The 23,222-nt window shown below is 47.3% G+C and carries 23 protein-coding genes; 6 read left to right on the forward strand and 17 right to left on the reverse strand.

The genetic code is table 11. From position 1 onward, the window contains the following. Positions 1–172: 172 nt before the first annotated feature. The gene (locus RGU75_RS19855; protein ID WP_322238933.1) at positions 173–715 is read right to left on the reverse strand and encodes a peptidylprolyl isomerase; all 543 of its coding nucleotides are present in this window, start codon (positions 713–715) and stop codon (positions 173–175) included. Between the two features lie 309 nt (positions 716–1,024). Between RGU75_RS19855 and RGU75_RS19860 the strand changes: the two genes are divergently transcribed. Both RGU75_RS19860 and RGU75_RS19865 read left to right on the forward strand, forming a co-directional pair. Beyond that, on the forward strand, positions 1,025–2,146 hold the full coding sequence (locus tag RGU75_RS19860) for a cupin domain-containing protein (RefSeq protein WP_322238935.1): 1,122 nt from the start codon (positions 1,025–1,027) through the stop codon (positions 2,144–2,146). A 337-nt stretch (positions 2,147–2,483) separates the two neighbouring features. Continuing rightward, positions 2,484–2,732, forward strand: a complete 249-nt coding sequence (locus tag RGU75_RS19865) for a hypothetical protein (RefSeq protein ID WP_322238937.1) — start codon at positions 2,484–2,486, stop codon at positions 2,730–2,732. Positions 2,733–2,919: 187 nt separating this feature from the next. Here RGU75_RS19865 and RGU75_RS19870 read toward each other — a convergent pair whose 3' ends face one another. The 9 genes from RGU75_RS19870 to RGU75_RS19910 all read right to left on the reverse strand — a co-directional run bounded on the left by RGU75_RS19870 (position 2,920) and on the right by RGU75_RS19910 (position 11,502). Then, positions 2,920–3,723: an MBL fold metallo-hydrolase gene (locus RGU75_RS19870; protein ID WP_322238939.1), complete on the reverse strand. Its 804-nt coding sequence runs from the start codon at positions 3,721–3,723 to the stop codon at positions 2,920–2,922. A gap of 72 nt (positions 3,724–3,795) precedes the next feature. Continuing rightward, positions 3,796–4,968, reverse strand: coding sequence for an outer membrane protein assembly factor BamC (bamC, locus tag RGU75_RS19875; RefSeq protein WP_322238941.1), 1,173 nt, complete (start codon positions 4,966–4,968; stop codon positions 3,796–3,798). Positions 4,969–5,026: 58 nt separating this feature from the next. Next, positions 5,027–5,905, reverse strand: a complete 879-nt coding sequence (gene dapA, locus RGU75_RS19880; protein ID WP_322238943.1) for a 4-hydroxy-tetrahydrodipicolinate synthase — start codon at positions 5,903–5,905, stop codon at positions 5,027–5,029. A gap of 193 nt (positions 5,906–6,098) precedes the next feature. Next, positions 6,099–6,716 (reverse strand): class I SAM-dependent methyltransferase, encoded by a 618-nt coding sequence (locus RGU75_RS19885; RefSeq protein WP_322238945.1) that lies wholly within the window; start codon positions 6,714–6,716, stop codon positions 6,099–6,101. Positions 6,717–6,732: 16 nt separating this feature from the next. Then, the gene (locus RGU75_RS19890) at positions 6,733–7,935 is read right to left on the reverse strand and encodes a tryptophan--tRNA ligase (RefSeq protein WP_322238946.1); all 1,203 of its coding nucleotides are present in this window, start codon (positions 7,933–7,935) and stop codon (positions 6,733–6,735) included. Positions 7,936–7,982: 47 nt separating this feature from the next. Then, positions 7,983–8,672, reverse strand: a complete 690-nt coding sequence (locus tag RGU75_RS19895; RefSeq protein ID WP_322238948.1) for a site-2 protease family protein — start codon at positions 8,670–8,672, stop codon at positions 7,983–7,985. A 110-nt stretch (positions 8,673–8,782) separates the two neighbouring features. Next, the gene (locus tag RGU75_RS19900; protein ID WP_322238950.1) at positions 8,783–9,406 is read right to left on the reverse strand and encodes an L-threonylcarbamoyladenylate synthase; all 624 of its coding nucleotides are present in this window, start codon (positions 9,404–9,406) and stop codon (positions 8,783–8,785) included. Between the two features lie 98 nt (positions 9,407–9,504). Next, entirely contained in the window at positions 9,505–10,389 is an 885-nt protein-coding gene (htpX, locus tag RGU75_RS19905; protein ID WP_322238952.1) for a protease HtpX, read from the reverse strand. Positions 10,390–10,653: 264 nt separating this feature from the next. Beyond that, entirely contained in the window at positions 10,654–11,502 is an 849-nt protein-coding gene (locus tag RGU75_RS19910; RefSeq protein WP_322238954.1) for a 3',5'-nucleoside bisphosphate phosphatase, read from the reverse strand. A gap of 601 nt (positions 11,503–12,103) precedes the next feature. Between RGU75_RS19910 and RGU75_RS19915 the strand changes: the two genes are divergently transcribed. After that, the gene (locus tag RGU75_RS19915; RefSeq protein WP_322238955.1) at positions 12,104–12,448 is read left to right on the forward strand and encodes a hypothetical protein; all 345 of its coding nucleotides are present in this window, start codon (positions 12,104–12,106) and stop codon (positions 12,446–12,448) included. An 89-nt stretch (positions 12,449–12,537) separates the two neighbouring features. Here the strand turns inward: RGU75_RS19915 and RGU75_RS19920 are convergent, their stop codons facing one another. Further along, complete coding sequence (locus tag RGU75_RS19920; protein WP_322238957.1) at positions 12,538–13,449, reverse strand: alpha/beta hydrolase; 912 nt, start codon at positions 13,447–13,449, stop codon at positions 12,538–12,540. A 126-nt stretch (positions 13,450–13,575) separates the two neighbouring features. Continuing rightward, on the reverse strand, positions 13,576–14,601 hold the full coding sequence (locus tag RGU75_RS19925) for a patatin-like phospholipase family protein (RefSeq protein ID WP_322238959.1): 1,026 nt from the start codon (positions 14,599–14,601) through the stop codon (positions 13,576–13,578). 178 nt (positions 14,602–14,779) lie between these two features. Between RGU75_RS19925 and RGU75_RS19930 the strand changes: the two genes are divergently transcribed. From RGU75_RS19930 to RGU75_RS19940, 3 genes are all read left to right on the forward strand, one after another. Beyond that, entirely contained in the window at positions 14,780–15,124 is a 345-nt protein-coding gene (locus RGU75_RS19930) for a zinc ribbon domain-containing protein YjdM (RefSeq protein WP_322238961.1), read from the forward strand. Positions 15,125–15,633: 509 nt separating this feature from the next. Beyond that, a complete protein-coding gene (locus RGU75_RS19935; protein ID WP_322238963.1) occupies positions 15,634–16,317 on the forward strand; it encodes a TetR/AcrR family transcriptional regulator in 684 nt (227 codons plus the stop codon). Between the two features lie 51 nt (positions 16,318–16,368). Further along, positions 16,369–16,950, forward strand: coding sequence for a TIGR00730 family Rossman fold protein (locus tag RGU75_RS19940; protein WP_322240677.1), 582 nt, complete (start codon positions 16,369–16,371; stop codon positions 16,948–16,950). A 162-nt stretch (positions 16,951–17,112) separates the two neighbouring features. Here the strand turns inward: RGU75_RS19940 and RGU75_RS19945 are convergent, their stop codons facing one another. The 5 genes from RGU75_RS19945 to folC all read right to left on the reverse strand — a co-directional run bounded on the left by RGU75_RS19945 (position 17,113) and on the right by folC (position 23,155). Then, positions 17,113–18,363 carry a cystathionine gamma-synthase family protein gene (locus RGU75_RS19945; RefSeq protein WP_322238965.1) on the reverse strand — a complete coding sequence of 417 codons (1,251 nt, stop codon included), beginning with the start codon at positions 18,361–18,363 and terminating at the stop codon, positions 17,113–17,115. An 87-nt stretch (positions 18,364–18,450) separates the two neighbouring features. After that, positions 18,451–19,962, reverse strand: a complete 1,512-nt coding sequence (gene purF, locus RGU75_RS19950) for an amidophosphoribosyltransferase (protein ID WP_322238967.1) — start codon at positions 19,960–19,962, stop codon at positions 18,451–18,453. A gap of 89 nt (positions 19,963–20,051) precedes the next feature. Then, entirely contained in the window at positions 20,052–20,540 is a 489-nt protein-coding gene (locus RGU75_RS19955) for a CvpA family protein (RefSeq protein WP_322238968.1), read from the reverse strand. Positions 20,541–20,734: 194 nt separating this feature from the next. Further along, positions 20,735–21,751 carry an SPOR domain-containing protein gene (locus RGU75_RS19960; RefSeq protein ID WP_322238971.1) on the reverse strand — a complete coding sequence of 339 codons (1,017 nt, stop codon included), beginning with the start codon at positions 21,749–21,751 and terminating at the stop codon, positions 20,735–20,737. Between the two features lie 75 nt (positions 21,752–21,826). After that, positions 21,827–23,155, reverse strand: coding sequence for a bifunctional tetrahydrofolate synthase/dihydrofolate synthase (folC, locus tag RGU75_RS19965; protein WP_322238973.1), 1,329 nt, complete (start codon positions 23,153–23,155; stop codon positions 21,827–21,829). Between the last annotated feature and the right edge of the window lie 67 nt (positions 23,156–23,222).

Genomic DNA, 23,222 nt, shown 5'->3' on the forward strand with positions numbered 1-23,222 from the left:
ATATTGAATAAATAATATTGAATAAATAATATTGAAAATTTTATGTTATTTAATTGACATAACATAATCAATATCAAAAAATAAATATCAAAAACCGTAAGCGCTGAATGATTCAACGCTTACGGCTTTTTTATTGATGGCTGCCAATAGCAATCGCCAAATGCGTACTATCTTAATGAATCGGGTGGCTACGGAATTCGTCCGCAGACTCATCATCCAAATCATCATGATGACCATGACCGTGTGCGCCATGGACGTGTTGATGAACAATTTCCTCGTCCGTTGCTTCGCGCACTTCTCCTACTGTCAGATCGAAACGCAGCGCGATGCCAGCTAGTGGATGGTTACCATCCAGCACAACTTTATCATCGGCAATATCAGTCACTGTGAAAACTAACGCTTGCTCATCGTCATCTTCGCCGTCTGGCGTTCCTTCAAACTGCATGCCCACTTCTAGTGGTGTTGGTAGACGGTTGCGTGCTTCGATCTTTACCAGATTCGAATCATATTCACCAAAGGCATCATCCGGCTCCACCTGCAATTCAACATTGTAGCCAACTTCCTTGCCATCCAGCGCTTCCTCAATCTTCGGCAGTGTGCCTTCGTAACCACCATGCAAATAGATCATCGGCTGGCTACTCTCTTCGATCAAGTTGCCTTGAGCATCTGACAATTTGTAGTGGACCGTCACTACGGTATTCTTGGCAATCTTCATGATCATTCCTTTCATATAATATGCGCTCAGATTATACCCGCCGAATTCATCAGGTCTGCGTAACGAGAAAAATTTATCCGAAGGGCTTGATACTGATAAAGCCACCCTGCAAGTCGTTAAGACAATTTACTGAGTATTGATTAACAAAAATAGTGCAAATAACAGAAAATTGTCGAAGTCTGCGACCAAGTGTTCTTTAAGAAACATTTTTCACCGTGCCAAATCAGTTAATCGATAAACTTGGAAGTATTTGCGTACGGTGTAGCAGGTGGAGTATGGAACCCTATCCAACCCGATATAATGCAGCCTATGAAAAATTTTACGTTGTTGGGCGGCCTTTCGCCTGCGCAATTTTTGCGCGATTACTGGCACAAAAAACCTTTATTGATTCGCCAGGCTTTGCCGGACTTCAAACCACTGCTGTCCTCAGCAACATTATTTGAAATGGCATCGCGAGATGACGTCGAATCGCGTCTAATCAGCCATTTTAAGCAAGAGTGGAAAGTTGAAAATGGGCCGTTTAGCACCTTGCCGGAGGCCGATAAAAAGGATTGGACTCTGCTTGTTCAAGGCGTCAATTTGCACGACGATACAGTCGATGCCTTACTCCGACAGTTTCGCTTCATTCCCGATACACGCCTTGATGATCTGATGATCAGCTATGCAACTGATACGGGCGGTGTCGGGCCACATTTTGATTCTTACGATGTCTTTTTACTGCAAGCGCATGGACAACGTCGCTGGAAAATCGGCGCAGCACAAGATTTGACACTGGTCGAAGGAAGTCCACTAAAAATTCTTAAAAACTTCGCACCAGAACAAGAATTTGTACTTGAACCTGGCGACATGCTCTATTTGCCACCGCAATATGCCCACGAAGGCAATGCAATCGGCGAATGCATGACTTATTCAATAGGATTTCGTGCACCAGCGTTTCAAGAGCTTGGGGAAGCCTTTTTGCAGTTCATGGCTGAATCTATCGACCTACCCGGCCGATACGCCGACGCCGACCTGGCTCCCACCAAACATCCAGCAGAAATTAGCCGCAACATGCTATCGCAGGTTTCGGAGGCACTTAATAAAGTGCGCTTTACCGACGATGACATCGCGATTTTTATGGGCGAGTATTTGTCGGATCCAAAAGCGACCGTATTTTTTGAATCTCCAAAACGCCCTTTGACACTATCGCGGTTCACGGCATCGATCGCCAAACGGGGCGTAAGCCTGTCGCGCAAGACACAAATGCTTTATCGTGGCAAACATGTGTTTATTAATGGCGAGTCGTTCGCTGCCGGTCGCGAAGATAAAGGCTCTTTATGTGCGTTGGCTGATCAGCGTAAATTGGATGGCGATGCGGCTAGTATGGTTTCAACCGACGTACTTGAGGCGCTATATACTTGGTACGAGGACGGCTGGATTACATTGGGCTAGTTTGAAAATAACAATTCCAATAATGAATTATTATTATTTAAACAATGCCGTATAACAAAATTTTCAGAGAAACCACTAGTTTCCCTATGGAAATCTAATAAACGTTAATTAAAGGGCAAAAGGAGTGAATTAAAGGATGTTAGTTTGATACAAATGCTTACTAAAAAGAAAACCTACAGTATCATATTTGACAAAATCCGCTATAATTCGCAGCTGGAAAGTTTTTATTGTTGTAATGCACGTATTTAGTGCAAAGCACTGCAAAAGCATCCTTAGAGCGATAATTACCGGTAATTATTCATCGCACAAAATTTTGATTACTACTGAAGGAATATCCATGAAAAAAACACTATTGATCGCTTCCCTGTTGGCTTTGGCTTTGGCTGCTTGCGGTAAAAAAGACGAAGCTCCTGCTGTTGATACAGCTGCTTCGATGACTGCTCCTGCTGCTTCGACACCTGACGCTGCTGCTGCTCCTGCTGCTTCGACACCTGACGCTGCTGCTCCTGCTGCTTCGACACCTGACGCTGCTGCTCCTGCTGCTTCGACACCTGACGCTGCTGCCGCTCCTGCTGCATCCAAGTAATATTTGGTTGCTTTAAAAAAAGCCGACCTTAGGGTCGGCTTTTTTGTTGTAATAATACAAAAATATGCTGCATTCAACATCACTGGATTCAATTTTCTTATCCTATTTGTAACCATATGTAATAGGGCTTAGTAAGACTTAAGTCAAAACCTGCTCGGCTACAAACCTCTATGGATACTCTTCATTTTTAACAAATGTCGATCCAATCGAATCCGTCTTCCTGACAGGCAATCGTTAATTCAATATCTTGATTTTTTCTGCCGCGATTAAGCGCTGCCAGTGCGAGTTCGCGAGTGTTATTACGCAGACTTAAATGCGCGCCGATTACTTTACGCAAAACCGACTGATCTAACGCAGCCAAGATGTCTGCAGCAACATCATTTGAAAGATGCCCATACTCACCGCCGATACGACGCTTAAGTGAAGGTGGGTAAGCTGAATCGAGAAGCATCTGACTATCATGATTGCACTCTAAAACAAGTGCGTGACAACCGTTTAGAGCGCGAATCAAGTGATTTGTGGATTTTCCAGCATCGGTTAACACGCCAAGCCGTAATGTGCCATCACTAGCAACGTATTGCACCGGCTCTCTGGCGTCATGAGGAACGGTATAGGGCGTCAATTCCAAATCTCCGATAGTCAGAACTTCACCATCGCGACAAAAATGCATCTCAACCGCACTACGCGTTTTAAGTGATTTTGAGATGGCAGCAAAGGTGCCATGCGTCAGCCATACGGGTAATGCATAACGGCGAGCTAGTTTGAAGACACCACCAATATGATCCTGATGCTCATGTGTGACAACAATAGCAGATAAATCAGTGGGATCGAGACCTAACCTAGCCAAACGACGTTCGGTCTCTTTAATGCCAAAGCCACAATCCAACATAACGTTGGTTGTGGCTTTGGTTTCAGTAGAAGGGGTAGCAGAAGCGCTGGAAATCAATAAGGCATTACCTTCGCTACCGCTTCCGAGGCTGGCAAATTTCAACGACTAATCCTAAGATGCAATTGCCTCGCAGCACTAACTGCGACACAATTGCAAAAACAACACTACAAACAATTACTTAAGTTGCTCGTTCAACAAAGTCAGGATTTTGTCTCCCGCTGGCGACGTTTCTGGTTGACCTGCGTTATTCTGCACTGCAACCTGACTCGCCGAACCGGAAGCCTTTACAACGACCCGATAGCGGGCAGCCTTTTTATCGTCCTTCTTAGAACTTGTGAACATTTTTGAGAAGAAACCAGCTGATTTCTTGTCTTTAGCCTCTTCATCTTGATCGACGTATCGGACAAAATAGACACCTTGCGTGCGATCACGATCTTCTACTGTGAAGCCGACGCGATCAAGCGCCAAACCAACACGTCGCCAAGCGCGATCAGAACTTTCGTCTACTTCAACGTAACTCGTCCCGAGAGCACCCTTTACAAGCTTAGAACGCGCTTGTAACGACGGTGAATTAGCCACCGCCGCTTTTGCCTTCACCTGATCCGCACCGAGGCGAGACATCAAACGCGACAAAAACTCAGCTTCTAACTGTGGATCTTCTGGGCGCGAAGTCCAGATACTCGTTTCTTTTGAAGCGCCAGTAAGCACCTCTTCCGCGCCGCGATGACTGATATAAACTTCGGTCGTACCGTTTGGCCCACGTTCAAGGCGCGTACGGAACTTGTCACGTTCCCCCGTCGAATAGATTGAATCGAATACTTTACCCAGCGTATTACGCAGAAAATCTTGTGGTATCTTGGCCCGATTTTCGGCCCAATCGGTTTCCATTACGCCAGTATCAGGATTTTCGGTATTGATCAAAAATCCTGAATCTTGCCAAAAGTCTTTAATCTTTGGCCACAACTTCTCTGGAGTAGTTTGCACCACTAACCAGCGCTGCGAGCCATCACGTTCGATATGCATATCCGGCGCACCGTTAGGCGCAATCACGGCAACATCAGCTGCGGGTTTAATACCTTGTTGAAGGTTATAACCTGAAGCAGTGGCTGTTCCTTGATTTGAATCTGGAATAGCATAGCGATTTTCCCGCTGCAATTGCGTCAAATCAGGTGGAATATCAAGCTTTGGCGTTTTTACTTTATCAGCGCTTTTGTAATCGATACGATCCGGCTCCATCATTGAATTGATAGAGGAGCAACCTGCCAAGCTGGTTAATGCCAGAGTGAAAACAAGATTACGTTGAATAGCACTGCGTGATGTCGAAGGAATGTTCTTGCGAATAGTCATGTGAATACAGAATGAATGGAACGAGAAAAATTCTAGAGAAAACGCCTGTCAGCGCAGCTTATTTTAATACACCTGATTCGCGCAATGCTGCTCGGACAGGTGCGTGAAATTCCGGTGACAACGGCACCAGAGGCAAACGTATTCCTGAAGGGATCATTCCCATTTCGCACAATGCCCATTTAGCCGCAATCGGATTTGGCTCAATAAATAATTGAACGTGCAACGGCAGCAACTTATTATTTATCCGAATGGCTTCAGCTACGTCACCTTTGATCGCTGCGACACACAACAAATGCATATCCCGAGGCGCGACGTTAGCAGTGACTGAAATATTACCTTTGCCACCGCAGAACATAAGTGCCATCGCGGTCGCATCATCGCCGGAATATACGGCAAAATCTGCCGGTGCCAAACGCAGTAAATCAGTAACACGTGCAATATTACCAGTCGCATCTTTAACCCCGATGATGCCGGGAATTTGCGCCAGACGCAAAATCGTTTCATTGCTCATATCCGCTACCGTACGGCCTGGTACGTTATACAGAATGACCGGCAGATCAACAGATTCCGCAATTTTCTTAAAATGCTGATACATGCCTTCTTGCGTCGGCTTATTGTAATAAGGCACAACTTGCAAAGAGGCATCTGCACCAACCTCTTTGGCATAGCGCGTCAAATTGATTGCCTCAGCGGTAGAGTTGCCACCAGTGCCAGCAATGATCGGAATACGTTTTGCAGCATGCTCCACTGCAACTTTGATTAATTCACAATGCTCTGCTTCCGGGAGCGTTGGCGATTCACCTGAAGTGCCGACGATAACAATGGCGTCAGTACCTTCGGCGATGTGCCAATCTATCAGATTACGTAAACCTGGCAAATCAAGGCTGCCGTCCGAATGCATGGGAGTGATGATTGCAACGATGCTACCTTGGATCATGATAGTCAATACGAAAGAGATAAAAACCTGATTGTAGCGGATCGCCGCCAATATGGGGAAATTCCACCTGCAATTCAAATCAAATAACAAATTAAATTACTAAATTGATACCTAAGTAATTTAACGCTTAAAATCTATCTTTGAAATTATTGAAAATACAGAATCAAAAAACAAGCTTGGCTCAGATAATATTTTAATCTAGCCGTAGACCGCTAACGGAACTAGCAGTTCCTTTTATCGCGAAAATCCGCTGAATCATGGCTGGCTTAGGTCGCTCAACAAAACCTTCCTCAAACGCGACAACATGCCAGACATTCTCGCTATCAGCCTCCAACCACCGCAACAATTCTCCATGTTCCAGCAAAAAATCGGGGTTACTGGGTCTGCCAAACTGTTGATTACCTTCAGCAAAGGTCTCGTATAACAAGATGCCTTGATTGGCAATGCTATCAAGCATTAAGGCAACTAGCGGTCGATATAAATAGTTCGTCACCACCACACCAGAGAACCGCGCCGGTTGAAACAATTCGGCAAGCGCATCGTCGTCGCCAGTTTCTAAATCAATCTGGTATGTGGCAATTTGTGTTGCCGCAATACCGGCGAGCAGGTTCGGATTACGATCAACCGCCAACATATCCTTGCCCGACGTCGCCAAAAATAGACTGTGGCGCCCTTCACCGCAAGCCAAATCGAGAACCTGTCCGGCTGGAATGGCTGACGCAAAACGACTAACCCAGCTGGATACAGGCAACGCTGTGATCGTCATCGGTTTAACAATCATCGTGTCAGGCACCCATACATGATTAGACAAATAAGGAGACTATCAATCAACTGTAGCTCAAACCCATCGCCTCACGCACGTCGCGCATCGTATCTTGCGCCAATTTGCGGGCATGATCTGCGCCATCGGCAACAATGGCGCGCACCAGCGAAGGATCATCCAGATACTGTTGCGCTCGCTCGTGCATAGGCTCTTGCTCGCGGACGATGGCATCAATCACCGGTTGCTTGCACTCCAGACAACCAATGCCAGCCGAGCGACAGCCTTTTGCCGCCCACTCCTGCGTGGCAGTATCGGAATACACCAAATGAAACTGCCAAACAGGGCACTTGGCCGGCTCACCCGGATCAGTGCGTCGCACGCGTGCCGGATCAGTTGGCATCGTGCGCACCTTCTTGGTAACGACGTCTTTGTCATCGCGCAAGGCGATCGAGTTGCCATAGCTTTTCGACATTTTTTGGCCATCCAGGCCTGGCAAGCGAGACGCATCCGTCAACAGCGCTTGAGGCTCGGAAAGAATCAATTTGCGACTTCCTTCCAGAAATCCAAATAGACGTTCACGATCAATCATTGACAGATTTTGCGCATCGTCCAGCATCGCTTTGGCTTGCTCGAGAGCCTCTTCGCTCCCCTTCTGCTGAAAATCAACGCGCAGTTCGTTGTATAACTTGGCGCGTTTGCTACCTAATTTTTTGACGGCATCTTGCGCTTTTTCTTCAAAGCCTTTTTCTTTGCCATATAGATGATTGAAGCGACGGGCGATCTCTCGCATCATTTCGATGTGGGGGACCTGATCGTCACCGACCGGCACTTGCGTGGCACGATAAATCAGCACGTCAGCTGCTTGCAACAACGGGTAACCAAGAAAACCGTAGGTAGCCAGATCGCGATCAGCGAGCTTTTCTTGCTGATCCTTATAAGTCGGAACACGTTCCAACCACCCAAGTGGCGTCGCCATTGATAGCAGTAAATGCAACTCGGCGTGCTCCGGCACTTTCGACTGAATAAACAATGTCGATTGTGAGGGATCAACACCCGCAGCAAGCCAATCAATCAACATATCCCACGTGCTTGTTTCGATCTGGCTTGGATCGTCATAGTGAGTGGTCAGCGCGTGCCAGTCAGCGACAAAAAACAAACAAGGCAGTTCGGATTGCAACCGAACCCAGTTTTTCAAAGCGCCGTGATAATGGCCAAGATGCAATGCGCCAGTGGGGCGCATGCCAGATACAACGCGATCAGGATACATAGTTAATGTGAGATGTCAGAGTAGCAAGATGAAAGGGGAATGCTGTGTCAACGCAACAGCATCAGTAGCGGTGTCACGATCCATTGTAGAACAGTCGACGCGATATGCATCAATGGCGTAATCCACACGACGTACAAAGTAGGTTGATCGCCAAATTGCGGTAACTTGATCAATAACAAAGCTAATACGATAAAGAAACCATATGGCTCAATCTTGGCAAGTTTAAACGCGTATGTATGCGGCAACAAACTAAACAGAATACGACCGCCATCCAACGGCGGCAGCGGAAACAAATTAAGCGCAAATAACACCAGATTTATCCGGATACCGGCTTGTGCCATCATTACAAAGAAATCCTTGGCTTCCGATCCAGAGGCAGCCAACCCGATCCATAACAACATCCAACCGAGTGCCATTACCAAATTTGCGGCTGGCCCGGCCAAGGCCACCCATGCCATGTCACGTTTAGGTTTGCGCAACTGACCAAAATTGACCGGTACAGGTTTTGCATAGCCAAAGAGGAATGCGCCACCAGTGGAAAAATACATTAACAACGGAATCAGTACAGTGCCAAAAGGATCAATGTGCTTGACAGGATTGAGACTCATGCGACCCAACATGTAAGCTGTGGAATCACCAAAATACTTCGCTGCATAAGCATGTGCCGCTTCGTGCAAGGTAATGGCGAAAAGCATGGGTAACGCTAGTACGGCAATAGTTTGAATTAGTTCATTCATTAGCAGAAGTTTAACAGAGAGGCCCAAAAGCCCGGCAAATTCGGAACAAATGACCAGTTAAAATCATTCGCTAAAAAAGAGTAACACGAATTAATTGTATTTTGGCATGACTATAAGCCAAACATCTGGATATCGCCGCGTCCCTGACGAATTAGCATTGGCTCATCTGCGGTCAAATCAATCACCGTAGTTGGCTCAAAACTACACGCGCCACTATCGACAACCAATTCCACCTGTTTCTCCAGTTGATCGCGAATCTCATCGGCTTCAGTCAACGGCAATCCGCTACCCGGCAGAATCAGCGTAGTACCAATTAATGGCTGACCTAACTCTTCCAATAAAGCTTGCACGACCACATTTTCAGGCACACGCAAGCCGATCGTTTTGCGTGATGGATGGCTCAACCGGCGTGGCACTTCCTTTGATGCGCCCAAAATAAAAGTATAAGGCCCGGGCGTGCCACTTTTTAAAAGACGAAATTGCCGATTATCAATCTTGGCATATTCCGAAATTTCGCTCAGATCTTTACATAACAGCGTCAAGTGGTGTTTGTCATCCACGCCGCGAATCCGGCGCAATCGCTCGACCGCATCTTTATTATCCAACTGACACACCAAGGCATAACAGCAGTCGGTTGGCAACGCAACGATTCCGCCGGATTGAATAATTTGGACCGCTTGTTTAATCAACCGAAGTTGGGGGTTATCGGGATGAATGTGAAAAAACTGGCTCATAGTTCTAACTCTCTAAATATAAAAACGGCGATAGTCAATAGACTACCGCCGCCCTGCTACATCCCTTCAACGGTGGTTTTACACCCTATTTTGAATGATTACAGTGCTGTAACGTGAGGATTACGTAACGCTGCAATCCGTTGTTCGATCGGTGGATGGCTTGAAAATAGCGCCATAAATCCAGGCTTGTCGTTAATACCCATCGCTGCCATCGATTCCGGCAACGAAGCTGCCTGGCCGCCACCGAGACGAGCCAGTGCGTGTTGCATTGGCAGACTACTGCCCATTAATTTAGCCGAACCGGCATCAGCCCGAAACTCCCTGTGGCGCGAGAACCAGGCTACGATCATTGAAGCACCAATTCCCAACACCACTTGCGTAACGATCACGGAGATCATGTAACCAATACCGGGACCATCATTGTTACCACGTGACATGGCGCGATCAACCGCGTAACCAATGACACGGGACAAAAACACGACGAAAGTGTTCAAAACGCCTTGGATGAGTGTCATCGTCACCATGTCACCGTTCGCAATGTGCGCGATTTCATGCCCAAGCACCGCCTCAACTTCTTCTTTCGTCATGCTTTCAAGCAGGCCGGTCGAAACCGCCACCAATGCAGAGTTTTTAAAAGCCCCAGTCGCAAATGCGTTAGGCTCGCCTTGGAATACTGCGACCTCCGGCATACCGATCCCTGCGCGTTGTGCCAACTTGCCGACCGTGTCGACCAACCAGACCTCGGTAGAGTTGGACGGCGAAACAATCACGTGCGCACCGGTAGAGCGTTTCGCCATCCACTTGCTGATCAATAGCGAAAAAATTGAACCTGCGAAGCCAACTATCAGCGAAAATACCATTAATTTTGGTATATCGAGGCCACTGCGCGTCAGAAAACGGTCCACGCCCAGCAACGATAGGACGACGCTCAACACCAGCATTACTGCAATATTTGTGGCGAGGAACAGGAAAATACGTTTCATGCGCAGGACTCCTAAGTGATGGATGTAACATAAATGAGACTGTTATTACTAATTTCAAGGTACGGCGCTTTGACAACGACCTTATAACAACGTTCTCTATTTTTAACACTCCAGCCTTAGTTTTCCCCAAATACGCGATTTTGCCAGAAAATTTTATGGGGAATCGGCCTAAACGCGGCCGAAACATGTTTGCACTCTCGCAGAAATATCGGTTCTTGTCTGACGAATTGAATGGGTAATCCGTTAGGCAAGACGCGGGCCCGTTTAATTTTGTTCTTGTAAAGCCCAATCGTGCCAGACCGGTATCACATTATCAGGCAATGGCGGCAAGGCGCCAAGATCGACACGGGATTCGCCAGGACTATGAAAATCTGACCCGCGTGATGCTAGAAAACCGTAGGTCGCGGCCACTTTTGCATATTCAACATATTGATCTGGCGAGTGACTTCCGGTGTTAACCTCTATCGCCGTACCACCCAATTGCTTAAATTCATCGAAGAACGCACCAAATGCGACATCACTCAGATGATAGCGCCCCGGATGGGCGACGATTGCAATGCCGCCGGCACCGCGAATCCAGTTAACCGCCTGCGCCAGACTAGCCCAACGATGCGGCACGTAACCTGGTTTACCTTCAGTCAAATAATTGCGAAAGACTTCGTGGGTATCGGCGCAACGTCCAATTTCCACCAGATAGCGCGCAAAATGGGTCCGGGAAATCAAATCCGGATTGCCCACATGCTTCAGTGCTCCCTCAAATGCATACGGAATACCGATTGCCGCTAATTGAGCAGCCATGTCACGCGCACGCCGCTCACGTCCACCACGCGTTGCGGCCAGACCGTCGAGCAGCGCCTGATTGGTTTCGTCGATTTTTAGCCCAACGATATGAATCGTGTGACCGGCCCACGTAATCGAAATTTCGACGCCTGTCACAAACTGCAGATTGAGCACGCGCGCGGCGGCCCGCGCTTCGGCTATCCCACTCACCTCATCGTGATCGGTTAAGGCCCAGACGTCAACGCCGTTAGCTTTGGCACGCGCAGCCACCGCCGTCGGCGTTAACATTCCGTCGGAAATATTCGAGTGACAATGGAGATCTACATTCAGCATTAAGAAACAGTTCAAAAGTCGCTATCAATCTATGATTGTACGCGCGATACGCCCCCTTTGCTGCGGCTGCACAATAATATGACTTACGCAAACTGTTCCAAGCAAGGCGTGCCGACGAAGACAGTACGCGCCAACACGGCTAGGAAAGCACAACCCCGCTGGGAACAGTTTGCGTAAGTCCTATTTGGGACATATTGATGTCGGCGTTTATCGATTTGGCGATCAAATCTTCACAAACCGGACTAGCTTGATTTATACTCTTCCCGTCCCCAATAAAAAGGGGAACGGGTTTAGTCGCTCGACATGTACAAGGCGCACGAACGGCTCAATGCCGCTTCTTAAGTGTGGCTCTTCCTTCGCTTGTCCTCAATGGGCGGTGGTGGTGGGGATACCTTCGGGTATGCCGGTAACCTTGTACGCTGGTCGACTAACCCCGCCATTTGCCGCCCACCCGTTTAGTCGCGGGCGCGGTGTAACCGTACAAGGAAAAAATAATGCGAAGCACGATCACGTCCAAACCTCCCCGCTTCCAAACCTTCGAAGGCCAAACTAATCTGTCTAACGCATTAGTAGCGTTCGTTGGTGTATTCGAGCCAAAATCATGAACAAGCAAACCAATCCTCCACAATCGCCGACTTCTGAAATCGAAGCATTTCATAAATCATTTTCCTGGTTGCTTCCTCAACATCGCGGTGATCGACATGCACAATTTTATGCCCTGACGGTCGATGTTTGCCAAGGTATAAAAACATGTATTGATCTGGCCCACTTCAGTAACACTGATCGAGACAACGGGACGATGCCAACGCTGGATATTATGGACACCGAACACTTGTTGCGCCTCGCTATTTCGTCGTCTCATATGCTGGCGGAAATGGCAGCGGGTCGGATTGATCGGATCAATGACACCACGGTTTTTATGCGTGGCGACGACAAACCTTCATGATGGATGATCTTTAGCATTCGCGTGATTTTGTGAGGGATAGACATTCCGATACTTATCACGCGCTCTCGATGCATCCGAGCGATCAGGATTCATTCAGATGCAACGAGCATAGGAAGCGCTATTGGCTCAGCCAAAAATTCCTCGATCGTCGCGGCCAGCAATTGGGGCTGATCGTGATGCATCATATGTCCCGCATCGGCGATTGAGACAAAGCGAACGTCATTAATGCACGCCATGCGCCGGTCAATTTCTGCGCGTATCGCTTCCTTGCCACCCCAAGACTGCCAAATAGCCGTCTCTGCGGCCTCCACACACAACACCGGTGCGGTGATGCGCCGCCAACAAGCCAGTAACTCTTCGACTTTCGGTAATACTGGATTCACAAGCCTGTGAGCCGGATCGCCTGCAATTTCCCATTTCCCAGGACTGGTCTCAGAGGCCCAATAACCAGAAAGAAAATCGGCACGCGCATTCGTTAGCCGTGGATTATTCTTTTTTAAACGCGCAGCAACTGCCGCCTGCGTGGGGTAAGTCTGCATGGTGGGCTTGAGCTGTAACGCATCAAGCCAGTTAGCGTAACGCAGAGGTGCCTGTTCTGGCTGCGTTACGCCAAGACCGAATCCCTCCAGATTAATTAATTTACGAATCCGCTGTGGTCGCACGCCAGCATATAGTCCTGCGACGTTTCCACCCATGCTATGACCGAGCAAGTTGACCGGTTCATCTCCCGCATAATGCAGCAAAATAGCGTCAAGGTCCGCCAGATAATCTGGAAACCAATACACATCGGCCGGCCCGTATTGGGTTAGACCAAAGCCGCGCCAGTCGGGTGCGATGACTTGCCAATCTTGCGCAAGTTGATCAACGACAAATTGAAAAGATGCTGAGACATCCATCCAGCCATGCAACATAAATAACAACGGTGCATCGGGTGATCCCCATCGCCGAATGTGATAACGAAGGCCGCGAATGTGAATGAAATCCGATTGGGAAGTCTTCATGGTTGAGTCATTGTTTGATTCCTGCTACTTTAATCGTATGTTTGATGGATGGATGTGCTGTTGAATTATAGACTTATTCACAACTACTTAAACTGAGCTAGTAATAATGGCTACTTCGATTGGTGCTCATGGAAGAAATTGATCAATATCAAAGGAAGAACGTCGACCCAGATCATCAAATTTTCCCGCCAGCCAGATACCTGCTTGTTGACGACCAGCATCGCGCAATGCGTTGATAAAAGATGCCTTTATGTTGAGTTTGCTGGAGACACTTAAATGGCTCATCAAATCGTCTGCATCGATTAAATGCATATTGAGATTTTTGAGACGCTGCTCAAGTTTACCGCTGGCCTCCGGATCATCCTCAATATTGCGTCTGGCAAGCGCAATACCACCTAATTCAGTAAAAAAGGCGGAACTAAAACTGATTTCCGTCAGCCTCTGCCCGATTTCATCGGAGGTGGTTGGCGTTTTGGGACGTCGGAAAGGATGCAACAAAACGACCATAATATCTGGCGAGGTGCATAGATGCAGTAACGGAAAAATAGGCGGATTAGCGGTAAGCCCACCATCCCAATATGCTTCACCATCGATCTTTATCGCATGATGCATGGACGGCAGGCAAGCAGACGCCAACAATGCGTCCAGACTGAGGTCGTGATTGCGAAATATTTTTAATGTGCCGGAGCTGACTTGTGTCGCGGCTACAAACAGTTTGATCGTTCCATGCGAACGCAGTCGATCAAAATCAATCTGCTTTACCAGAATGTCGCGAAGTGGATTAAGATCAAAAGGATTAAATTGATACGGGGAAAATAACCGCATCATTGAAAAAAAGCCCTTCATGACGGCAGTCGAGGACGCTTGTCGGGCAATTGCTCTGTCGCTTAACGCATGATGCGGCATGAAGGTGAAAAGGTCGTTAGTGCTGACACTATCCCAAAAGTCGGATAAAGCCTGACGCGCACCATCCCGACCTCCAACAGCGAAACCATGACTCATCACGACCGCATTCATAGCCCCCGCACTGGCACCGCTGACGCCCTCAATTTCGACCCTTCCATCTTCAAGCAGTCGATCCAATACTCCCCATGTGAAGGCCCCGTGCGATCCTCCTCCCTGCAATGCCAATGTGACAGTTTTGTTTTGCATGATTTAAGGATCCTTGAGTAGTCTTATTAGGTAAACTATTGGTTAATAGCGATTATTGCAAGGCACTATTCTGAGTTCGTCCATATCCAATCGCACCAATCGCTCGCCATGTTTATCAGCGGCACGCAGTATACTAAGATCCTTTTATATCTATAGCCGTTTCCGGACAGACAAGATCATGATGACTTTACCAGTATGCCCAAAATGCAATTCCGAATTTACCTACGAGGATGGTGCGCTTTACATCTGTCCGGAATGTGCACATGAATGGCCGGCAAATGCCAACGCGGAGTCGATAGAAGAGAATGACAAAGTCTACCGTGACTCGGCAGGAAATATTTTACAAGACGGTGACACGGTGAGCATCATCAAGGATTTAAAACTAAAAGGCTCCGGTGGAACACTCAAGATGGGAACCAAAGTAAAGAATATTCGCCTGGTCGATAGCGACCATGACATCGACTGCAAAATTGATGGTTTTGGTGCCATGAGTCTAAAATCAGAGTTTGTTAAAAAGGTGTAAGTTTGTGACGCGTGGACGAACTAACCGTCAGCAAGTTTGGCCCATGATTAACGCTCAAATTATCATAAGCAGGATTTTTAATATAGCTCTTACGAACTAACCCGTTGAAGATCATGGTCAATTGACGCCTGATTAAAGCCAAATGATCTATAACAAGGTCAATCAATCAAAGCCTTTAGAATCCGATAGAGCATTTATATTACACATCTACCGGGGCGTCTGCCGCTTTTCTGATTAACATAAAATATGTCGTCAAACGTGTCCTAAAATGCATCAAATGTAGACTTTCTGACTTACTGGATAATTTAGGAAAATAGGCTATGTCGGGAATCATTGTTTCACAACAACGAAACATCACATAAATAGCTAAAAGAACACAAAAAAAGCCTATATAAACATGATTTTACTTTCTGTTTAAGTAGCTTAACGGAAACACTATACAATCTTTAACAGCTTATATGCAGAGTTGTGTTGTTCACCTGGTATAGAAATTTTCGGAAAGAAAAATCATGGAACAAAAGGTGCCACGCCGTACAAGGGAAAAAATTCTGGAACTGTCGTTACGGCTTTTCAACGAATTCGGTGAACCCAATATCACGACCACTATCATTGCCGACGAGATGAAAATTTCGCCAGGAAATTTGTACTATCACTTCCGCAATAAAGACGACATCGTCAATTCGATTTTCGTGACGTTCGAGGAAGAAATGAGTCGTATGCTGACCGTACCGCCAGGCGGTAGGCCGACCATGCAGAACGTCTGGAAGTATCTCCATTTAATGTTCGAACTGATTTGGCGCTATCGATTTTTTTATCGTGATCTAAGCGATTTATTGTCACGTAACCGCACTTTAGAACTCCAGTTCAAAGTGATCTTCGGCCATAAAATTAAGGTAGTAAAACAACTTTGCCAAGGCTTACAGCAAGAGAACACCCTCGCAGTCAACGCTATTGAAATCGATACTCTCTCGACCAACATGGTCGTCACCGCCAGTTACTGGTTGTCCTATCAATATGTATTGAATCCACGTAAATATACCGAGCAAGCGGTTGTCGAAAAAGCACTCGCCAGCGGTTGTTATCAGGTTCTGTCTTTAATGCATCCGTATTTGCGTGGTGAAACCCTTCAGCAATTTGAAGAGCTCACCGCGAAATATTTGAAGGAAAATGGTGACGTTCCCCCACCTTCTTAATAAAAAAATAGTCTCTCTTTTACTAACGATCAAAAAATGACATCACTTCGGATTAAATCACTTTGCATTTATTGCGGCTCTTCACCGGGATCATCTCCTCTTTACGCACAAGCAGCGCGTTCGCTTGCGCAACAAATGGTCGATGACAATATTGCGTTGGTATATGGCGGTGGCAACGTGGGATTGATGGGCGTCATCGCTGACGAAGTAATACGGCTTGGAGGCGTTGCCACCGGCGTCATTCCAATGGCCTTGATGGAGAAAGAACTTGGACACACAGGCCTGACAAAACTACACATTGTCAAAGACATGCACGAACGCAAGGCGATGATGGCAGAGTTATCCGATGGTTTTATCGCGATGCCGGGCGGAATTGGTACGCTGGAAGAATTATTTGAGGTCTTTACTTGGGCGCAACTAGGCTTTCATCAAAAACCGATCGGTCTGTTAAATGTAACCGGCTTTTACGATGGCCTCATCGCATTTATTCAGCATATGGTATCCCAACGCTTTCTTAAAGCAGAACAGGCAGACATGCTCATCAATGCACCTGATGGCGCTGCATTGTTGGCGCGTTTTAAGGCATTTGTTCCAACCAATGTGCCAAAGTGGTTGGACCGCACGACGATTTAGTCACCGCTTCCAATGATCAAAAAGAGTGCACGCTGATTGCGAAAATTATCAAGGCAAACGGCAAAGATTCATCCATAAAAAAAGCCACGAAACCTTATTGGTCTTGTGGCTTTCAGCCTCATAGCATGAAGACAGTTTTCAGCATAAATAGTGAAAAGACGATTAGTGATCCAATGCCTGCTTAAAATCAGCCACTAAATCTTCCGTATCTTCAATCCCAATCGATACCCGAATCAACGACTCTGAAATTCCCATCCGCGCACGTGCTTCAGGGCCCATTTCATAAAAAATTGTATGCGCAACAGGCAACACCAAGGTGCGATTATCACCTAAATGTGTCGCAGAAATACCCAATTTCATACGATTCAGATATTCAAAACAATCAATCTCAGGCTTCAACTCAAAGCTAAGCAAGTAACCAAAGGAGCGAAACAATTCACTTGCAAGGGCATGTTGCGGGTGAGATTTCAAGCCTGGATAATGCACCACTGCAACCCGTGGATCGGCCTCCAACATTTGGGCCACGGCTAGTGCGTTCGCGCTACTGCGGTCCATTCGCAGTGCCATGGTTTCCGCACCGACGGCGATGTGATGGGCTGCTTCCGGACCAATTGCAGCACCGAAATCACGTAAACTCTTTGCCCTGACTTGCGCCATTCCCCACTGCGCCGGGGGGAGTTTTTTATAGCTGGCCAGTATGTTCGGATATTGACTCCAGTCGAATAAACCAGTGTCAGTTAATGCGCCACCTAAAGCGTTACCATGACCACCGATCGATTTGGTCAACGAGTTAACCACCAGACTCGCTCCAACGATCTTTGGCTGAAACAGGTACGGCGAAGTCATCGTGTTATCAACGACAAACAGAATCCCCCGAGCACGGCATAGCTCGCCGATGAGCTTTAAATCTGCAATCTGGGTACGTGGATTGGCGACTGTTTCAACGAACACCAGGCGCGTATTAGCGGTCAGCGCGGCTTCAACCTGCGCAACAGCGGTGACGTCAACCATCGAAACATCAATGCCCTGCCCTTGAATCGTTTGCCATACGCTAGCAGTATTGCCGAACAAAAATGCCGTCGATACCACATGATCACCCGCACGCAGCAAGCTTTGCGCAACAGCGCCAATCGCCGCCATGCCAGTGGCGAAACAGATGGTGGCGAAACCACCTTCCATTAAGTTGACTTTATCTTCCAACGCAGCGACGGTAGGATTGCCCTGCCGACCATAGCGATAACCTTGTGCTCTGCCTTGAAAAACTTCGGCTAACTGACGCGCATCCTGGTAGCCGTAGGTCACTGAAGTATGTACCGGCTTATGTAAAGAACCATGCTCTATGGTTTTTTGCCGATCCCCATGAACCACCGTAGTGGTAAACCCATAGGCATTTTTTTGCTCTGTTTTAGTCATGATCTACAACCATTTCCAGTTTATTCTCGTCACCAACATGGACAAACAACATCTGTCCGCCCATTGCGAACAGATTTTTTGTCTGTATTAGTCGAAATTGGCAAGATTCAGTTGGGAACGCACACCATCTTCGATTTCCGCTTTTGGATTGTTACGCACAAATTCAATATGATCCAAATAGTCACGAGAGATATCGCCAGTAATGTAGTGACCGTCGAAACAGGAAGCCTCGAAATTTTTCAGCGCTGGATTGACATCTGAAATTGACCGCTTGAGTGCGTCAATATCCTGATACACCAAAGCATCCGCAGTAATTTCGCGACAAACTTCTTCGTCTGTACGACCATAAGCGATCAACTCGCCACGGGTCGGCATATCAATGCCATACACGTTTGGAAACTTTACCGGTGGCGCTGCTGAAGCAAAAATGACGCGCTTTGCACCAGAATCACGTGCCATTTGTACGATTTCGCGACTAGTAGTACCGCGCACAATAGAGTCATCGACCAACAGCACAGTTTTGCCTTTAAATTCAGACCCGATGGCATTGAGCTTTTGGCGCACCGACTTCTTGCGAATCGCTTGTCCGGGCATCAAAAAGGTACGTCCAATGTATCTATTTTTGATGAAACCTTCACGGTATTCAATGTTCAGTTTGAGTGCCAGTTGAATCGCCGCAGGGCGCGATGAATCAGGAATCGGCATAACCACATCAATATCACCGCTGGAAAATTCGCGTTTGATCTTGTCGGCCAGGTATTCGCCCATTTTCAGACGGGTCGCATAAACTGATGCACCATCAATGATCGAATCGGGACGTGCGAGATAGACGAACTCAAAGGCGCATGGATTTAAGGTTGGATTGTCTGCACATTGTTGATTGTACAAGTTTCCTTCTATATCGATAAATATCGCCTCACCCGGCACGACGTCACGCAAGAAGCGGAACCCCAAGCCTTCCAGCGCGACTGATTCGCTGGCGATGACGTATTCAGTGCCTTTTTCTGTCTCATTGATCCCTATACATAATGGACGAATGCCATAAGGATCGCGGAATGCCAACAGGCCATGCCCGGCAATTTGGGCTACTACCGCATAAGAACCACGAACCCGTTGATGAACAATAGCAACGGCTTTAAACAGCGCGTCTGGGTCAAGAGAGTATCCGATAGTCGCTTGCTGTATTTCATGCGCAAGCACGTTCAGCAAAACTTCCGTGTCAGAATCGGTGTTGATATGACGACGGTCATTTTTGAACATCTCAATTTTGAGTTGTTCAGCGTTAGTCAAATTGCCGTTATGGGCCAAAATGATACCAAACGGCGCATTGACGTAAAACGGTTGCGCTTCTTCCGCGCTGGCGCTGCCAGCAGTTGGATAGCGCACTTGACCGATGCCGAAATTACCTGGCAAAGACCGCATGTTTCTGGTCCGGAAAACATCCCGCACGAGGCCGTTGGCCTTGTGCATAAAAAATCCGTTACCGTGATTAGTTGCGATTCCCGCTGCATCCTGACCACGATGCTGCAACAGCAGCAATGCATCGTAAATCAATTGATTGGCGGGGTTGTGAGAGGCGATGCCGACTATGCCACACATGGTGGACTCCTAAACAAAACATTTCGAGGAAGCAATACAAGCTATGCAAATAATACAAATAATACAAATTACAAATTCAAAATTGGTGTTTAAAATTTTACGTGCTGCGCAAATGCGACAGGCAAAAACGGTAAAGCAGTCATCGCAGTCTTTTCGGCATACGGGCTAAATATAGCGTCCCGCCAAAATAATTGTTTCGGAATCGCCGTGGTGCCGCAGACCAATACTACTGCCAATATGATTACCAAACCTTTGACCAGGCCAAACAGGCCACCTAAACTGCGATCTGCAATGCTAAGACCACTCGCATGGATCACGCCATCCAATGCCATGCTTAACAGCATCATGAGAAATCTGACGCCTATAAACAAGGCTATAAAGGCAACAATCAAGCGCGTCACCGTACCAGGAATGACCTCGGGTAGTAATGCTGCCAGACTTTCGCCATATGCGTTGGCAACGAAGAGGGCAATTGCCCAACTTGCAAGAGACAGGATTTCTTTAACCAATCCACGTAAAGTGCTAATGAGTACTGAACAAATCAGGACGAACAATATCAGATAATCAAAAATCGTCACGCTGCCTCTAAACCGGTTCAAAGATCGTTAGCCCGTAAATATATCGGGCATTTTGCGGTACCTTTCTGGTCAATCAATTGCAACCCTCATCTGTGTCGATCAACGGGGCGATCAATCGCACCAACATCATTCTCGCAAACGGATTTCAGGTCACTCTCACAGAGCAGCCTATATGAGGTTGCTTTGCATCAAATTCAAGCTGGTAACAAGCTGCCTGACAATCCCAACGGCACTAACTTTGCACGCGCCTTTTCGGCCTCTTCTTTGCTGGAAAATGGCCCAACCCGGATCCTGATTCGCTCTCCGGCAGCGGTCTTGACCTTTTGCGTGTAAGACCGAATGCCTGCATCGGTTAACTTTCCTTGCAACTCATCTACTTTTTCTTGCGACGCTAAGGCCGCTACTTGAATCACAAATTTGCCCTGTTTCTTTTCGGCTGAAGGAGCCGCGTTGCCGCCGTTTAAAATCGCTGCCGCACGCGCAGAATCGTCCTGTGATTCGTTTATTGTAGGGTGATCCTCTGCCCTTGCGTCTAGTTTAGGTTCCGGACGTGACTTTCGCTCATCCTTTGCTTCAACTTTTGGCTTGGTTTCTACTTTAGGCTTGGCGACAATTTTTGCTTCAGGCTTAGCCTCTGAAGTTACTGGCGCTACTGGCGCGACGTCAGCGTTATCGGCTGAAGGCAAAGACGGCATCACAGGCGATACACTCGTAATGGCACCCTTGTCCGAAACTTGCGGTTGACTTAAAGCAGAAATCGGCGCGCTTGCAGGTGTACTCGCTGGATCAATAATTTCCTCCTGCTTATCCAGCCCGCCGATCGTACCGGTCATACCAGACGAAGCAGATGATTTGGATGAAGTCGTAGCACGATTTGCCGGAGCATCCGCTGCGACTACTGCCGCAGGTTTGTCGCGTGAAGGAATCTGGATCGAAATATCGTCGGCTAGCGGTTTCGGTTCGGAATCCAATACCATCGGCAACACAATGACTACCGCCAACACTAAAGCTACTGCACCAACTAAACGACGTCGCGCACGTTTTTTTTCCGGCAGAACCGGATCGGCCGGATCATTGCTCTGATTACTGGAAATTTTGCGTTTCCTACTTGCACGGATGGCACTGGTGTCATCTTCAGCGCGCGAATGATAGGCGCTCTGCTCAGAGCTAGGCTGTTGTTTATTTTTACGGAAGAAAGAGAACAAACCCATGCGATATCTATTTAATTTTAAAAAGCAATACTAAAATATGGACTGAGTTTGCACCACACGTTGCAGCGCATATTGTCAGTGAAATCCGGATTTCCTTGCCTTCATTACATCAGCAACTGTCAGGAAAGATCCGAAAACCACAATTCTATCATTCTCGCCTGCTCTACTCAGTGCATTTGCATAGGCTTCTGCGGGAGTACTGAAATTTTGAATGGTAGATTCTGCTTTTGGCCCTTCTTGCGCTTCGACTCCAGCATCTTGCAAGCATTGCCGAATTTGCTCTGCTGTCGCGGCACGCGGTAACGGCAAATCAGTGACACACCAATGATCAATTCTGCTTTTTAACTGGGAAACGATACCTTGGATATCCTTATCGAGCATCACACCAAATATGCCAAAGGTGTAAGGATGAAAGCCCATGTTCTCTAGATTCTGACCCAATGTAGCGGCTGCGTGAGGATTGTGTGCCACGTCTAATACCACGAGTGGTTGTCCTGGCATCACTTGAAAACGCGCCGGCAACTCCACAGTCACAAGTCCGGTTCGCACCTCTTGGGCACTAACTGGTAATTGGTAACGTAAAGCCTCCAATGCTGCTAATGCTGCGGATGCATTCAACAATTGATTGGCACCGCGAAGGCTTGGATAGCCTAGAGAGTTGCGACGCTGGGTGCGTCCACCATAGTTCCACTGCTGCTTATCCCCAGTGTAGTTAAAATCACGACCCAGTAACCAAAGATCAGCGCCGATTGCAATGGCATGGTCAATAAGTGATTGAGGCGGCACTGGATCACTACAAATAGCGGTTTTTCCAGCCCGGAAAATACCCGCCTTCTCAAAACCTATTTTTTCCCGGGTATCACCAAGGTAATCAGTGTGATCGATATCAATGCTGGTCACAATGGCGATATCTGCATCAATCACATTGACAGCATCCAGACGCCCGCCCAGACCAACTTCCAATATCACCACCTCTAGATCGGCAGAGGCAAGCAAATGCATAATGGCAAGGGTCGTAAATTCAAAATACGTTAGCGAAACATCTCCACGTTGCGCTTCAACAGCTTCAAAACTGGCAATCAGCACATCGTCAGAGGCTGACTCGCCGTTTAACTGCGCGCGTTCATTGAATTTCAAGAAATGTGGCTTGATGTACAGCCCTACTTTGTAGCCAGCGCGTAATAGCATTGACTCCAACATCGCACATGTTGAGCCTTTTCCGTTGGTTCCAGCGACCATGATGACAGGACAAGAAAACCTGAGGTTGAGTCGTTCTTTTACGAGCTTGACACGATCCAAGCCCATATCAATGGTTTTAAAGTGGCGCGACTCGAGCAGTTCAAGCCAATCGTCTAACGTGGTGGGATGGCTTGCTGCGAGTGGAGAAGTTAACGATGTAGGCATAAATTAGTCATTTAACAAAACAATAGCCCGAACAGAAAGCGATTCGGGCTATCAGATTTTGAGTAAT

This window comes from Glaciimonas sp. CA11.2, assembly GCF_034314045.1.
GTDB lineage: Bacteria > Pseudomonadota > Gammaproteobacteria > Burkholderiales > Burkholderiaceae_D > Glaciimonas.

What these genes read in the sequence shown, in the direction of transcription:
- htpX (WP_322238952.1), bottom strand. Translation starts at nt 10,389, where the DNA reads ATGAAACGTATTTTCCTGTTCCTCGCCACAAATATTGCAGTAATGCTG.
- RGU75_RS19865 (WP_322238937.1), top strand. Translation starts at nt 2,484, where the DNA reads ATGAAAAAAACACTATTGATCGCTTCCCTGTTGGCTTTGGCTTTGGCT.
- RGU75_RS19895 (WP_322238948.1), bottom strand. Translation starts at nt 8,672, where the DNA reads ATGAATGAACTAATTCAAACTATTGCCGTACTAGCGTTACCCATGCTT.
- dapA (WP_322238943.1), bottom strand. Translation starts at nt 5,905, where the DNA reads ATGATCCAAGGTAGCATCGTTGCAATCATCACTCCCATGCATTCGGAC.
- RGU75_RS19935 (WP_322238963.1), top strand. Translation starts at nt 15,634, where the DNA reads ATGGAACAAAAGGTGCCACGCCGTACAAGGGAAAAAATTCTGGAACTG.
- folC (WP_322238973.1), bottom strand. Translation starts at nt 23,155, where the DNA reads ATGCCTACATCGTTAACTTCTCCACTCGCAGCAAGCCATCCCACCACG.
- bamC (WP_322238941.1), bottom strand. Translation starts at nt 4,968, where the DNA reads ATGACTATTCGCAAGAACATTCCTTCGACATCACGCAGTGCTATTCAA.
- RGU75_RS19855 (WP_322238933.1), bottom strand. Translation starts at nt 715, where the DNA reads ATGAAGATTGCCAAGAATACCGTAGTGACGGTCCACTACAAATTGTCA.
- RGU75_RS19915 (WP_322238955.1), top strand. Translation starts at nt 12,104, where the DNA reads ATGAACAAGCAAACCAATCCTCCACAATCGCCGACTTCTGAAATCGAA.
- RGU75_RS19960 (WP_322238971.1), bottom strand. Translation starts at nt 21,751, where the DNA reads ATGGGTTTGTTCTCTTTCTTCCGTAAAAATAAACAACAGCCTAGCTCT.
- RGU75_RS19860 (WP_322238935.1), top strand. Translation starts at nt 1,025, where the DNA reads ATGAAAAATTTTACGTTGTTGGGCGGCCTTTCGCCTGCGCAATTTTTG.
- RGU75_RS19890 (WP_322238946.1), bottom strand. Translation starts at nt 7,935, where the DNA reads ATGTATCCTGATCGCGTTGTATCTGGCATGCGCCCCACTGGCGCATTG.
- RGU75_RS19945 (WP_322238965.1), bottom strand. Translation starts at nt 18,363, where the DNA reads ATGACTAAAACAGAGCAAAAAAATGCCTATGGGTTTACCACTACGGTG.
- RGU75_RS19910 (WP_322238954.1), bottom strand. Translation starts at nt 11,502, where the DNA reads ATGCTGAATGTAGATCTCCATTGTCACTCGAATATTTCCGACGGAATG.
- RGU75_RS19900 (WP_322238950.1), bottom strand. Translation starts at nt 9,406, where the DNA reads ATGAGCCAGTTTTTTCACATTCATCCCGATAACCCCCAACTTCGGTTG.
- RGU75_RS19925 (WP_322238959.1), bottom strand. Translation starts at nt 14,601, where the DNA reads ATGCAAAACAAAACTGTCACATTGGCATTGCAGGGAGGAGGATCGCAC.
- purF (WP_322238967.1), bottom strand. Translation starts at nt 19,962, where the DNA reads ATGTGTGGCATAGTCGGCATCGCCTCTCACAACCCCGCCAATCAATTG.
- RGU75_RS19930 (WP_322238961.1), top strand. Translation starts at nt 14,780, where the DNA reads ATGATGACTTTACCAGTATGCCCAAAATGCAATTCCGAATTTACCTAC.
- RGU75_RS19920 (WP_322238957.1), bottom strand. Translation starts at nt 13,449, where the DNA reads ATGAAGACTTCCCAATCGGATTTCATTCACATTCGCGGCCTTCGTTAT.